This is a genomic window from Vibrio navarrensis, assembly GCF_015767675.1.
Taxonomy (GTDB): Bacteria; Pseudomonadota; Gammaproteobacteria; order Enterobacterales; family Vibrionaceae; genus Vibrio.
The window spans coordinates 697,868-711,043 of record NZ_CP065218.1 but is presented as its reverse complement, the minus strand read 5'-3'; the positions used below and the strand labels follow the sequence as shown (position 1 = coordinate 711,043).

General features: G+C 49.4%; 10 protein-coding genes and 1 pseudogene. 4 read left to right on the top strand and 7 right to left on the bottom strand.

Annotation, left to right across the window (positions count from 1 at the left end; translation table 11 throughout):
- The first annotated feature begins 279 nt into the window (after window positions 1-279).
- On the top strand, window positions 280-1,044 hold the full coding sequence (locus I3X05_RS19865) for an EAL domain-containing protein (RefSeq protein WP_337971205.1): 765 nt from the start codon (window positions 280-282) through the stop codon (window positions 1,042-1,044).
- Between the two features lie 55 nt (window positions 1,045-1,099).
- Here I3X05_RS19865 and I3X05_RS19860 read toward each other — a convergent pair whose 3' ends face one another.
- Together I3X05_RS19860 and I3X05_RS19855 are read right to left on the bottom strand one after the other, a co-directional pair.
- Complete coding sequence (locus I3X05_RS19860; protein WP_045570005.1) at window positions 1,100-2,728, bottom strand: glycoside hydrolase family 32 protein; 1,629 nt, start codon at window positions 2,726-2,728, stop codon at window positions 1,100-1,102.
- Window positions 2,729-2,883: 155 nt separating this feature from the next.
- Window positions 2,884-3,870: a LacI family DNA-binding transcriptional regulator gene (locus I3X05_RS19855; protein WP_337971204.1), complete on the bottom strand. Its 987-nt coding sequence runs from the start codon at window positions 3,868-3,870 to the stop codon at window positions 2,884-2,886.
- Window positions 3,871-4,123: 253 nt separating this feature from the next.
- On the opposite strand from I3X05_RS19855, the gene I3X05_RS19850 reads away from it, so the two are divergent.
- Both I3X05_RS19850 and I3X05_RS19845 read left to right on the top strand, forming a co-directional pair.
- Window positions 4,124-5,563 (top strand): sucrose-specific PTS transporter subunit IIBC, encoded by a 1,440-nt coding sequence (locus I3X05_RS19850; protein ID WP_045570003.1) that lies wholly within the window; start codon window positions 4,124-4,126, stop codon window positions 5,561-5,563.
- Between the two features lie 162 nt (window positions 5,564-5,725).
- Window positions 5,726-6,651: pseudogene (locus I3X05_RS19845) on the top strand (DMT family transporter).
- 142 nt (window positions 6,652-6,793) lie between these two features.
- On the opposite strand, the gene I3X05_RS19840 reads toward I3X05_RS19845, so the two are convergent.
- The 3 genes from I3X05_RS19840 to I3X05_RS19830 all read right to left on the bottom strand — a co-directional run bounded on the left by I3X05_RS19840 (window position 6,794) and on the right by I3X05_RS19830 (window position 9,819).
- Complete coding sequence (locus I3X05_RS19840; protein ID WP_045568786.1) at window positions 6,794-7,645, bottom strand: helix-turn-helix domain-containing protein; 852 nt, start codon at window positions 7,643-7,645, stop codon at window positions 6,794-6,796.
- A 92-nt stretch (window positions 7,646-7,737) separates the two neighbouring features.
- A complete protein-coding gene (locus I3X05_RS19835; RefSeq protein ID WP_045568785.1) occupies window positions 7,738-8,559 on the bottom strand; it encodes a GNAT family N-acetyltransferase in 822 nt (273 codons plus the stop codon).
- 351 nt (window positions 8,560-8,910) lie between these two features.
- Window positions 8,911-9,819: a LysR family transcriptional regulator gene (locus tag I3X05_RS19830; RefSeq protein WP_226972206.1), complete on the bottom strand. Its 909-nt coding sequence runs from the start codon at window positions 9,817-9,819 to the stop codon at window positions 8,911-8,913.
- A 99-nt stretch (window positions 9,820-9,918) separates the two neighbouring features.
- Between I3X05_RS19830 and I3X05_RS19825 the strand changes: the two genes are divergently transcribed.
- Window positions 9,919-10,572, top strand: a complete 654-nt coding sequence (locus tag I3X05_RS19825) for a glutathione S-transferase family protein (protein WP_045568784.1) — start codon at window positions 9,919-9,921, stop codon at window positions 10,570-10,572.
- A gap of 164 nt (window positions 10,573-10,736) precedes the next feature.
- Here I3X05_RS19825 and I3X05_RS19820 read toward each other — a convergent pair whose 3' ends face one another.
- Window positions 10,737-11,729 carry a cytochrome d ubiquinol oxidase subunit II gene (locus I3X05_RS19820; RefSeq protein ID WP_045568783.1) on the bottom strand — a complete coding sequence of 331 codons (993 nt, stop codon included), beginning with the start codon at window positions 11,727-11,729 and terminating at the stop codon, window positions 10,737-10,739.
- Entirely contained in the window at window positions 11,726-13,063 is a 1,338-nt protein-coding gene (locus tag I3X05_RS19815) for a cytochrome ubiquinol oxidase subunit I (RefSeq protein ID WP_337971203.1), read from the bottom strand. Before I3X05_RS19815 ends, I3X05_RS19820 begins: the two co-directional genes overlap by 4 nt.
- Window positions 13,064-13,176 lie beyond the last annotated feature (113 nt).

Here is a 13,176-nt window from a genome sequence, read left to right as displayed (position 1 = left end):
AAGTTTTCTATTTTATTTCGGGATCGTTCCCTGAAGTTGCAGTATAGTCTAGCTACACAAGATAACGTTGGCATGCTTGCTACCTACCTAGGTTGGTCGTGATGTTGAAAAGAGCACACAACAGCGTGTTAGCGAAAGATACTGCAACTTGTCATATTGCGAATTGGTTTATCGGGGAGCGTTTGCCACTTTTCCCACGCGTAAACTGCCAGCTTGCCTAGTTGCGTTCAACTCAATAGCCAGCTAGTCTTTAGAGTAAATCTCTAATAAGGCTAGGATATGGCAGAAGAATTGATGCAAGGCGAGCGAATAACCTGCCGAAATTGTGCTGATAAAAATCAGCTGGGTTTCGATTTTTCGATGGCGTTTCAACCCATCATTAACTGCCACACGCAAAGTGTCTTTGGTTATGAAGCTTTGGTTAGAGGGCTGAATAACGAACCTGCTTTTTCTATCATTTCTCGTATTACCGACGAAAATCGTTATCTGTTTGATCAGTTGTGCCGCGTCAAAGCCATTTCGTTGGCGGCGAAGCTAGGCATCGAGTCGATGCTGAGCATCAACTTTCTTCCCAATGCGGTTTACCAACCTGAGCGCTGCATTCGCACCACGCTGGAAGCGGCGAAAAAGTATGATTTCCCGACTGAAAACATCATGTTTGAGTTTACCGAAGTCGAAAAAATCGAAGACAGCCAGCACGTTGAGCGCATCGTCTCCTATTACCAATCGTTAGGCTTTAAAACCGCGATCGACGATTTTGGCTCGGGCTATTCTGGTTTGAGCCTGCTGGCGGATTTTCAAACCAACATTGTTAAACTGGACATGGGTTTGATTCGGGATATTGACCGCGATACAACGCGCCAATCCATCGTCACGCACTGTTTGGCGATGTTTCGCGATCTTAATATCACTCCGCTTGCAGAGGGAGTGGAGAGTGAGAGTGAATATCGCTGGCTAAAAGAGGCTGGGGTGGCGTTGATGCAAGGTTATTTTTTTGCCAAGCCCGTTTTTGAGAGTTTGCCGAGCGTGGATTTTATGGACTAGATATCACCATAGGCTAAAGAAAAACCACCGTTGGCATGCGGTGGTTTTTTTCGTTTTAGCGCGGTGCAAACGGCCAGGACATGGCGTTTAGCGGGGTAAAGTGTGTCTGCTCTTTAGCATGGAAAAGCGAGATTTGCGTTGCCTCTGGCGGAGTAAAGATACGCCCTGTCATCACTTTTTCTCCGTCATTGATGAAGATTTCCAGCGAAGAGTTATCGGCTAGAATGTGCAGCTTCACTTTGTCGGACGTGAGCGCGAGTTCGCGAATGGTATCGCCTTGTCGAATCTCGGTGGCGCTGCGATCAAAACGCAGCACTCGCTGCTGTGCGTCTAAAGCTAGCACCACGCGATGCTGCTCATCGTGCATTAAGTGCAGTTCGCTGCCCCAAGGCAGAGTGACTTGCAGTTCAAAGCTTTTAGTACCAAGCGTGATTGGCTGGGCGCTTAGCGCCAGTGATTGTGTTTCGCCGCGCAGAGCGTCCAGTTCGGCCGTTGGCTGCTGGATAATTTGACCTTCTTGCCAACGAAGTTCACGCAGCGCGGTGAACTGGTGGATCCAGCCGTTCTCACAACTTGGGTGATCAATTTCGTCGGGTAGCCCCATCCAGCCGCACATTACGCGGCGACCATCGGCGGTTTGCAGGCTTTGCGGTGCATAAAAATCAAAGCCAGCGTCCAGTTCCCAACCTCGCAGAAAATGGAACCCGCCTTGTGCATCCTGCTCAACGCGAAAGATGCGGTTTTGGTGCACTATGGTGTGGTGCGGGTTATCAGAGGTGATGCCTTGGGGGCCGAACACGACAAACTGCTCACCATCGATCTCAAACCAATCCGGGCATTCCCACATATAGCCATACGGTGCCAGTTCGTCGCCGTAGAGCTTATCGAACCGCCACTCATGCAGATCCTCACTGTGGTACACCGCTAACCTGCCTTGCAAATCTTGCGTCTGCGCACCAAGCAACATGTGCCAACGACCTTGTTTGAACACCACTTTGGGGTCGCGAATATGCTCGGTGACACCGGGCGGCAACGTGCGGATCACTGGCCCTAATTTGGCAAATTTGCCATTTGCATCAAGGCGAGCTGCACACTGCATGGTTTGTCTGTCACGTTCATGGCCAAGGCGTGTGTTGCCGGTGTAGAACAGCCACAAATCGTCGCCATCACTGACCGCATGACCAGAAAATACCCCGTGACTATCGAACCAATCTGAAGGGGTGAGGGCGATGGACTGCCAAGCCCAGTTGACGAGATCCGCGCTTTTCAGGTGTACCCAGTATTTGTCTTTGTGCTCACAGGCAAAAGGGTACCATTGATAGAAAAGGTGATATTCACCTTGATGATAAATAAACCCATTCGGATCGTTGAGTAAGCCTTGTGGCGGTGAAATGTGCCATTGTGGGCGATACGGGCAAGCGGTGGGTTGCAGATACTGCGAGGCTTGTTGGCGCTGGCGAGCAGCGATAGCCAAACCCACCTTGGCAAGATCCTCATCGCTGATGCTGGCATCGCGCGCCATCGACAGTTGCCATTCTCCGAGTACAGACTCGGCGCAGACCGCGTCGGGCTGTGTAACGCGCTTTGCGTCGATCACGGCAACCGTCACTTGCCCCTTCGGCGCCAAAATTCGTTGGATATTATCGAGCCCGCCGGCGAGTTCGATAAGCTTTTCTAGTGACATAACTTACCTAATAATAAATTCGGGAACGTTCTCAAAAATATAAAACAAAGAAGATTTAGGCAAGTCTTTCTGGCAAAAGAGGAGGGCAGAGTGTCAGTGAGTGTGAGGCCGGGCACAGAAACCCGGCACAAAAGAGAGAAAACAGAGAGGGGAGCTCAGCAGGTTTCGCGGCTGATATTTTGGAAGGTAAGCACCACTTTACTCATTTCCTGACCGCGCCCCGCTATGCGTTCAAGTAGCATTTTTGCGGCATTTTCTCCCGCTTTATCAAAGGCATAGTTGAATGTTGAAAGTGAGGGTGTGCTGACGTAAGCGAGTTCATCGTTCCCCACGCCCAGCACGTTGATCTGCTCGCCAACCCGAACGCCCTCTTCTTGCAAGGCTTTCACCGCCCCCACAGCCAAACGGTCAGTGGCGCAAAACAGGCCGTCGAGTTTAGGATGTGCTTTAAGCTGTTCTTTTGCTAAACGGTAGCCCGACTCAATAGAGAAATCGCCGCGAACATGGAACAAAAGCGCTTGTTGATGAAACGCCAAAGATTGCTCTAACCCCTGTGAGCGCAGCACATCCACGGCGATGTCATCCCTTTGCACGCCAATAAAGCCGATTTGCGAGCAGCCCGCTTGGACTAAGCAGTTACCTGCCTCAAAGCCGACACGCATATCATCATGTACCACGCTGGGAATATTGTGCATGGAGCCATCTTGCCCGACCAGCACCACGGGCACGGCGGATTGTTGGATAGCTTTGACCAGCGGCGCGTCTAAATGGGTGGCGTAAAAGACAATGCCTTCGACACGCTTCTGGTTAAATATCTGAATATATTCAAGTTCTTTTTCATGAACTTGATGTGTATTGGCCAGCAGAACGTGTTTTCCTGCTTGTTCAAAAATGGCGGTGAGGCCATCCACACCTTGCGCCGTCGCATGGGAAGAGACGCGCGGTACAATCACCCCGATCAAATTGGTCTTTTGTGATTTTAAATCTTTGGCGACTTGATTGACGACGTAACCACATTCGGCAACGGCTTGTAAGACTTTGATTTTTGTTGATTCTTTTACGCCGTACTCGTCGTTGATCACCCGAGAAACCGTCGATTTGGACACGCCAGCCATTTTGGCGACGTCATGCAAACTTGCCATAAAGCATCCTATTTCACATTTCATTTGGGATTGATTGCAGAACTGGTCGATCTCAATCCGCTTTTAACGTGATTCTACCCTTGTTTTACGGATCCTCTGCGTTGAATTTGCCGATCCCACTCACAGATTTCACCCGCATGTTTTGACCAATGGCGATTTATTGACAAGAATTCGTTTTGCAAACGTTCCCAAAAATGAAAACAAAATCGCAGTCAACCACTATACTGAAACGAAACAACAATCGGGGTGAGTTATGGACTATCCAGTCATAGCAAAACAACTTTTAGAACATTTGGGCGGTAAAGCCAACATTCAGGCATTAGCGCATTGTGCGACACGTCTGCGCTTAGCCGTGAAAGATGAAGCGCTGATCAATGAGAGTGCGATTGATTCTCTAGACGGGGTGAAGGGCCAGTTTAAGGTCGCTGGTCAGTACCAGATCATTTTCGGTTCGGGCATCGTCAACCAAGTGTATGCCGAAATGGCGAAACTCACCGGTATGGCAGAGATGTCGACCAACGACGTTGCCAGCGCGGGCGCAGAAAAGCAGAATATTGTGCAGCGTGCGGTCAAAGGTTTGTCGGATATTTTTGTCCCTATCATTCCGGCGATTGTCGCGGGCGGCCTGTTGATGGGTCTGTTTAACGTGCTAACCGCCAAGGGGCTGTTTATTGATGGGCAATCGTTGATTGATGCCAATCCGGGCCTTGCTGATCTCGCCAGTATGATCAACACTTTTGCCAATGCGCCTTTCGTTTATCTCCCTGTTTTATTGGCATTTTCTGCTTCTCGCAAGTTTGGTGGCAACCCATTCCTTGGCGCGGCACTTGGCATGTTGATGGTTCACCCTGACCTCCTAAATGGCTGGGGTTTTGGTAGCGCGACGGTTTCTGGTACGGTGCCGACGTGGAATATTCTCGGTCTGGAAATCCAAAAAGTAGGCTATCAAGGCTCGGTGCTTCCTGTGCTAGTGTCGGCGTTCATCTTGGCGAAAGTGGAGCTTGGCCTGCGTAAAGTGGTGCCATCGGTTCTCGATAACTTGCTCACTCCAATGTTGGCAATTTTCATCACTGGTTTCCTTACTTTCACGCTGGTAGGTCCGATCACTCGTGATGTTGGCTTTATGTTGGGCGACGGCTTGAACTGGCTGTACGATTCGGCGGGCTTTATCGGCGGCGCACTGTTTGGCTTTATCTACGCGCCATTTGTGATCACCGGCATGCACCACAGCTTTATCGCGATTGAAACTCAGCTTTTAGCCGACATCGCGACTACGGGTGGCACCTTTATTTTCCCAATCGCGGCGATGTCAAACGTTGCGCAGGGTGCAGCGGCTTTGGCCGTCGGCTTCACCACCAAAGAGACCAAGCTGAAAGGCATTGCGCTGCCATCGGGTATCACGGCGCTACTAGGCATCACTGAGCCAGCAATGTTCGGTGTGAACTTAAAACTGCGCTACCCATTTATTGCTGCGATCATCGGCGCGGCGGTTTCCAGTGCCTTTATCACCCTGTTTAACGTTAAAGCTCAGGCGCTAGGCGCGGCAGGCTTGCCAGGCGTCATCTCAATCAACCCAGAGAAGATCGGCTACTACGTGGTGGGCATGGTGATCTCTTTTGCTGTTGCCTTCGGCTTAACCGTCATGCTTGGCATGCGCGAAAAAGCCAAACAAGGCGTTCGAGCTACGGCGTAATACATCCCCCTAAAATGCGATTACGCTTTCGCCCACTCCATCGAGTGGGCTTTTTTCTACCTAAAACGTCTGACAAAGCAATTTTTGCGTCCGTTTAGCAAAGTCAAAAGCAATTTCTCTGGTTAGGATAGCGCCAAGATTCGATTGAAAACGAGCGCAAAAATGGCCGAGATAACAAGCAAAGCTGACACCAACCAATACCAAACTGGCGCAGCGGCTATATTACTTGCCTGCATTTTATGGGGCACCACCGGTACGGCGGCCAGCTTTACCCAAGCGGTTTCGCCCCTCGCGACGGGTGCTTTTTCCATGGGGGTTGGCGGCTTGCTGCAAGCCCTGATCGCCAGCAAGATCATCGCTTATCAACGTCGTCAGTTGTGGCAGTTTCGCTCGGCGCTACTTTGCAGTGCGCTTGCTTTAGCCGTCTATCCGCTGGCGTTTTATACGTCGATGCAACTGGCTGGTGTGGCGGTGGGAACGGTGGTTTCGATTGCCAGTGCGCCGTTTTTTACCGTGCTTATTGAGCGTCTTTTTGGCAAAGGGTTAGGAGTTTGTCGGCGCTGGTGGCAGAGCTTTGCAACTGGCGCTTTGGGTATCGCGTTACTGGCGGGGGGGGGGGGGCGAAAACGCCGATGCATGCGCAAAGTGGTCGCGATTATCTGTTTGGCATCACGCTTGGTTTAGTGGCAGGGCTAGCCTACGCGATTTACTCTTGGGTTGCGAAAGCGATGATCGTTCAAGGGGTGAAATCACAAGCGGCGGTAGGGGCTATCTTCGCCCTTGGCGCGCTCTTGTTGTTGCCAAGCCTAGCACTGACTGGTGAGAACTTGTTCGCAAACCCACTCAACAGTAGCATTGCCTTGTATATGGCTTTATTTCCTATGTGCGCGGGTTACCTGCTGCTTGGCTACGGGCTGCGCCATGTCGAAGTGCACAATGCCAACTTGCTGACGCTGTTTGAGCCCGTGGTCGCCAGCCTTCTGGCCGTGTGGATCGTCGGTGAGAGCATTTCTCTGCTTGGCTGGCTGGGTATTGCCCTGATTGGTGGATGTTTAGTGATGCAAAGCCAACCCAAAGGGGCTGAATAGAGAAGGGCGCAGTACGCCTTTTTACAGTGTAAATCTTTGGGGATTAACTTGTTTTTGGACAAAAGCGAGCTAGAATCATCACGTCAATACTTTCACTTTAGATTAGGTTCTGTAATGTGTTAGTGCCCATTGAATAGTTCCATCAGCCTAACTTTGATTTTGAACTAACGCCACCATAGACATCAATCGTCAACCCTCGCTCTTTCTCATAAGTTTTAGGTGTAAAGCCAAGCTGTTTTTTAAGGTGGCGGATCAAGTGAGGTTGATCACTAAAACCAAATTTGAAGACAACTTCAACCCAATCTAGTTCAGTCGATTCACGTTGATAGAGATACTCTAGCATTGCTTCTAATCTATTCATCGACTGGCACTGTTTAAGGGTAAGCCCTGTGGTGCGTTGAAAGCTTCTTTCTAGGGTTCTTTGTGAACAATACAGTTTTTCACCCAGTTCAGATATCGTACTCTGGTCTAGATGTTTAAGTACATTGCGAGTGATTTTACTGTGCTGATCTTCGGTGCACTGTTCTAACCAAGGCGACAGCATCGTATCTAACTGCTCTACACACTGCTGTGGATTAGTTCGAGCCTGTTCAATCAGTTTGCTTTCATCCATACCTAATTGCTTGAACAATGTTGAGTCTTCCACTGACTCCACTTCATCTAGTGCCAAAGGATTGGCAGAAAAATCGGGTAAACAGTAAAGAGCGCCGACACGAAACTTGATACCAAGATGAACAAATGGCTTAGAGTGATCTAATTCAAAGGTCTGCCGATGTGGATAAAGCCAATGGCTGCCTTCTCCCTTCGCTATGCTCGGGTTCAGGTCATAAGAGTAGGCTTGATTGTGAGGTGAAAGAATCAAATGTGCCGATGGGTCAGGGTTGAGCTTTGGGAATTGATAAGTCTCTGAATCAGGGCACTTATCAATCAACCAATAGCATTCTACATATTGGGAAACACATGGTGAGTTTGGCGACTTTAGCCAATGGATCATAACCATTTCCGTTAGGTTTATTGATTAAGGGTACTATAAGTCAGATCGTCGTAAACAAAAATCCCCCTTACCACAGCAAGAGGGATAACAAGTTATTTGTTGTTAAATTCAACCTGAACAATGCGGTTTGAAGATGATAAACCCGCACGTTTAATAGCTTTTTGTGCACCTACATTGCTGCTCTCAGTAGAACAGATAGGCGTTAAACCACGCTGATTAGCTGAGTTAACTAACCATTTAAGCAGTTGAGTAGCAATGCCTTTTCCACGTTGTGATTGAGCGACAATCATGCCAAGGTCTGCATATTCCGTTTGGTACTCATCAGACAGACGGCACTCGCCCGTTGCAATAAGTTCATTCTCGCTCCAGTAACCGAATAACTCTTTACGATTAATCAGGTTACCAAAGTAGCCTGTAAGCCACTGCTCTGGTGCGCCAATAGTAGTGGCTGCAAACTCAACAAACTGCTCCAGTTGCTCTGACTCTGCTCGCTTTAGTTCAAACTCAGGGTTAATGCTTTGCTTACTCGCCTCTTTTTGCTTGTACATCAGAGAATTAACCTTCACTGCTGATGCGTTATCAAGGCTAAGTGACAGATACTGTGGCTCTGCTGTACTGACAAATGCGCCATTTACAGCCCCAATGACTGAGCTATTTTGTTCTGCGATAAGCGTGAAAAGTTCTTTTGCATCCATTTTAGCATCATTACTCAAGTAGAACTGCAACATATAACCTTCGCCATTGATGCAGCAGTATCCAACTAGGGTTTCTTGCTCATAAAACCCAAAGTGGGTAGACATGGGTACAAATCCAAAGTGCCACATACCATCAAGCGGTGCTGTTGATTGTGCAAAATATGCTTGCTTTAGTGGGCTGATTTCTTCTAGATTTTCGATTGGTTTAATGTCTAACATCGCTTTTTACCTAATTTTTTTGATTTACCGGAAAGCCTTCCACCTTTATCTAAGAAGTGCCTCGCTTTCGGATGCCACATATAATAAGCAATGTCTGCTCGATAAGATTGAACAAAAACGACAATCTTTAAATCGGTTTTTTTAGATGTTGGGCTAAGTTCGAACTAAGTGACCCCAATAAGCAATTAGTATCTTATTGAGGGTGTTTTAAAATAAGGATTAGTAATCAATTACTGCTGCTAATGAACACGCAATGGGGCAATTTAGATCTAGCTGCACCGCTAGCTTACAAATATGTCCTTATATATAGGCTCTGATAAGTTGCTATCTATAACAATACACGCTTCAGTGTTAAGTCTTTGTATTTATGTCATTTCCATTCGCCGTAGCGAGCTTATCAATCACAAAGTCCAAAAAGACTTTTACTCGTTCAGGCTGGTAATTGCCTCCGCCATATAGTGCGTTTAACGGATACTCAAGCGGCTTAAAACCGACATCAAGCTTTTGCAATAAGCCCTTTTTTACATACGGGGCAACGATAATATCCGGTTGATAACTTGCCCCGACCGCTGAAAGCGTCAATTGGCGGATCATCCTTGGGCTATTGCTTTTGAAAACGGTGTTTACGGTAAAACTATTCCCTTGGCCCAAAGAGCTGAGCACAGGCCAACGCGCTGTCGGGTGAAGGTTGCTATCGATAAGGCAAGGAAGTTGTGACAGCGCCATACCTTGTCTATACCGCTTTGCTAAATCGGGTGCGGCATACACCGAGCTTTGAAGTGACATTATCTTACGATATCTCAAACTGGAGTCTGGTAGTTCACTGGCACGAAACGCGATGTCTATCGCTTGCTCAACTAAGTTAAGCTTCTGATTGGTAACGATGATATCAATTTGAATATTTGGATAGCGAAGGTGGAACTCAGGAATAAGCGGACTTAATAGTTCCTCGGCAAAACCTTGCGAGGCCGTTATACGCAAAGGCCCGGAGACCTCCCTGTTTTTGGCATGGAGCTGCTGGTACAACTTATCAAGATTGGCCAAAACATGTTGCGCTTGAATGTAGTATTCGTGGCCAGACTGGTTGACAGAAAGCTTGCGGGTCGTGCGATGAAACAGTTTGACTCCGAGCTGCTCTTCGACATTGTTAACGTATTTGGAGGTAAGGGATTTAGAAATACCTAAACGTTCTGCGGCGGCAGTGAATGAGCCTGTCTCTATGACGGCTACCACTGTTCTCATGCCATCGATAGTATCCATGCATTATCAACATAGTGGAAATTATCATTCCATGTTAGCGGGGTTTTTCTTCTTAGCAAGTTGTTCTTAAATAGAAAAATAATCAGTTAGGAGAAAACGATGCTTAAACTATATTGGCACCCCTTTTCAGGGCATGCACACCGCGCGCATATGCTATTGAGTATGCTCGAATTGGATTTTGAACTCATTACCGTTGATCTGCCTGCTGGGGAGCATCAACAAGCCGAATTCTTGGCGCTTAACCCCTTTGGCCAGATCCCCGTACTGGTGGATGGTGAAACGGTCATCGCTGACTCAAACGCTATCTTGGTGTATCTCGCCAGCGTTTATGATAAAGAGTGGCAATGGCTGCCGGATTCACCGCAAATGCGCGCGCATATTGAACAGTTTCTTTCTCTTGCCGCGCATCGACTCGCAGGCTCAATCGCCAAACTGCGCGCGGCGAATTTATTTCACCGAGCGATAGACAGTGAACCGCTGACTCAAGAAGCATATAAGCTGCTAAAACAGCTCCAGAGCTACCAACATGGCCGCCAATGGTTGGTGGGAAGCGCGCCGACTATTGCTGACTTAGCCCTCTACAGTTATATCAAATTAGCGCCAGAAGGCGGCATAAGTTTGGCGGATTTCCCTGATGTGCAAGTGTGGCTGAAGCGAGTCGAAGCGTTACCTGGCTTTGTTCCTGTGCAACTGTCGAATGTGGGGCTGCGAAAGGAGGCAGCAAGCAGCGGTGCTAACGAAAATAATGACTAGCTTTGCAACCTAATGCGGCTTTAATCGGTTCAATCTGCGTCCTGCAGCAGGCCACATTCTTCTTTGTGTTTGATTTGTGCCTCTAGCGCCAATACAAAACGGGCGGTGAATGTCACCGCCCGCACGATGTGCAAAGCCCTGCGAACACATGCTGCTAGTTTCAATTACAAGTAACTGAGATCGGTTGCTTTGCCTTTAAAGATCCGATAGACGAAAAAGGTGTAAAGCAAGATGGTCGGCATCACAATGACCACGCCAATACCCACCACCATTAAGGTGTCGGGTGAGGAGGCGGCTTGCTGGGCCGTCATCATTCCGGGGACGATTTCTGGGAAAAAGCTGTAGGCGAGCCCTAAGAAACTCAAGCCGAAAATCAGCGCCACACCAAAAAATGGCCATTGCACGCCTGCGTCATTGACCGTCGGCACCCGCTTTAGATAGCGATCCACCACCAAAATGGTGGCGAGCACAATAAGCGGGATCGGCGCAAGTAAAATCACTTCAGGGAAGCTGAACCAACGCTCGGCCACGGCGGAGTTAACCCATGGGTTTACCACGCTTACCGCCAGCACGCCCAGTGCGGCGAGCCAACCCGCTTTGCGCGACCAACGCGCAGCGCGCACTTGCAATTCGCCCTCGGTTTTGAGCACCAGCCATGCGCCGCCAATGTACACGTAGGCCGCAGCAACACACAACGCGCTGAGCACAGCAAAACCATAGGCGGCCAGCGAAGCATCAAAACCCACCACATAGCGGCCAATCATATAGCCTTGGGTTAACGCGGCGAGCAGCGAGCCGAGCTTGAAGCAGAGATCCCAATGCTCTTTGTGATCCGCTTTGGCTTTGGCACGAAAATCGAACGCCACTCCGCGCATGATAAGGGCAATCAGCATCAGTGCTGTCGGTAAGTAGAGCTCAGTAAAAATCAAGCTGTGCGCGGTGGGAAAAGCAATCAGTAGAATACCCACCGCCAGCACCAGCCAAGTTTCATTGGCATCCCAAAACGGGCCGATTGAGGCGATCATCCGATCGCGTTGCCCCACATCATTGCGCGGCAGCAAGATGCCAACACCGAGATCATAGCCATCCAGTACCGCGTACATAAACACGGTAAATCCAAGTAACAGAAGATAAATTTCTGGAAGATACTGCATCATAACTCGGCCTTTGAAGCGGTTGAGGAAATCGGCGCGGCTTGTATGCCTTTGCGCGCGAGGTAGAACAAGGTGTGGATGTAGGCGACGAGCAGCACTACATAGGTAACCAGATAGAGTGCGAGCGAGATGCCGACCGAGCTGCTTGCCACAGGCGTGACGGCCTCAGAGGTGCGCAAAACGCCGCTCACCAGCCAAGGTTGACGGCCAATTTCGGTTACGTACCAGCCTGCAAGAGTGGCGACCCAACCGGAGAAAGTCATTCCCACCAAAGCATACATGTACGGTTTCGGCACGGGTTTGTTGCGCCAAAAATGCCAAGCGCCGAACCAGCTGACTAGCAGCATCAGCACGCCGACGCCCACCATCACGCGAAAGCCAAAAAACAGCGGCGCGACCGGAGGGTGATCCGGTGCGAAGGCATCTAAGCCAACGATTTCACCATCCATCTCATGGGTTAAAATCAAACTTGCCAAGTGCGGAATGCCGATGGCCCAATCGTTGCTGCGCGTCTCTTCATTAGGCACGGCAAACAGCAGCAAAGGCGCGCCACGCTCGGTCTGCCACACCCCTTCCATCGCGGCGATTTTCGCTGGCTGATGCTCCAAGGTGTTGAGGCCATGTAGATCGCCCACCAAGATCTGTACAGGAATGGTGATGGCTGCGACGCTCACCGCCACCTTTAGCCCGAGTTTCGCCGCTTGGTTTTTGCCATCGCGCAGCACTTGGTAAGCGCTGATCCCGGCGATCAAAAAGCTGGCAGTCAGCGCAGAAGCGAGCAGAGTATGCGCGAATCGATACGGCATGGAAGGGTTAAAAATCACCTCTTTCCAACTGGTGACATGCACGATACCGTCGATCACTTCGTGTCCTGTTGGGGTGTGCATCCAACTGTTGAGCACCAAAATCCAGAACGCCGAAAGAGTGGTTCCCACCGCCACCAAAACGGTCGCTAAGGTGTGCAGCCACTCCGGCACACGGCCGCGGCCAAACAGCATCACGCCAAGGAAAGTTGCTTCCATAAAAAAGGCGGTCATCACTTCATAGCCGAGCAAAGGGCCGGCGACGTTACCGACGCGTTCCATAAAACCCGGCCAGTTGGTGCCAAACTGGAAACTCATGGTGATGCCCGACACCACCCCCAAAGCAAAGGTTAAGGCGAATACCTTGACCCAGAAATAGTAGAGATCGAGCCACTGCTGGGCCTGCGTTCGCACATAGCGCCATTTGAAAAACACCAACATCCAGCCCAAAGCGATGGTGATGGTGGGGAACAATATGTGGAAACTGATATTGGCGGCGAATTGGATCCGCGACAACATGAGGGTATCTAACATCTTTTTTCCTCAAAAAATGAAACAAACCAGTGATGGTAAAGGCAAGTCAGCCCCATCTTTATTGACTATTACGTCATTGCGACTGGATTGGTTTAGTCGCCACGAGGGAAACC

Coding starts and splice junctions, on each gene's coding strand:
- I3X05_RS19865 (WP_337971205.1), top strand. CDS start 280: ATGGCAGAAGAATTGATGCAAGGCGAGCGAATAACCTGCCGAAATTGT.
- I3X05_RS19860 (WP_045570005.1), bottom strand. CDS start 2,728: ATGTCACTAGAAAAGCTTATCGAACTCGCCGGCGGGCTCGATAATATC.
- I3X05_RS19855 (WP_337971204.1), bottom strand. CDS start 3,870: ATGGCAAGTTTGCATGACGTCGCCAAAATGGCTGGCGTGTCCAAATCG.
- I3X05_RS19850 (WP_045570003.1), top strand. CDS start 4,124: ATGGACTATCCAGTCATAGCAAAACAACTTTTAGAACATTTGGGCGGT.
- I3X05_RS19840 (WP_045568786.1), bottom strand. CDS start 7,645: ATGATCCATTGGCTAAAGTCGCCAAACTCACCATGTGTTTCCCAATAT.
- I3X05_RS19835 (WP_045568785.1), bottom strand. CDS start 8,559: ATGTTAGACATTAAACCAATCGAAAATCTAGAAGAAATCAGCCCACTA.
- I3X05_RS19830 (WP_226972206.1), bottom strand. CDS start 9,819: ATGGATACTATCGATGGCATGAGAACAGTGGTAGCCGTCATAGAGACA.
- I3X05_RS19825 (WP_045568784.1), top strand. CDS start 9,919: ATGCTTAAACTATATTGGCACCCCTTTTCAGGGCATGCACACCGCGCG.
- I3X05_RS19820 (WP_045568783.1), bottom strand. CDS start 11,729: ATGATGCAGTATCTTCCAGAAATTTATCTTCTGTTACTTGGATTTACC.
- I3X05_RS19815 (WP_337971203.1), bottom strand. CDS start 13,063: ATGTTAGATACCCTCATGTTGTCGCGGATCCAATTCGCCGCCAATATC.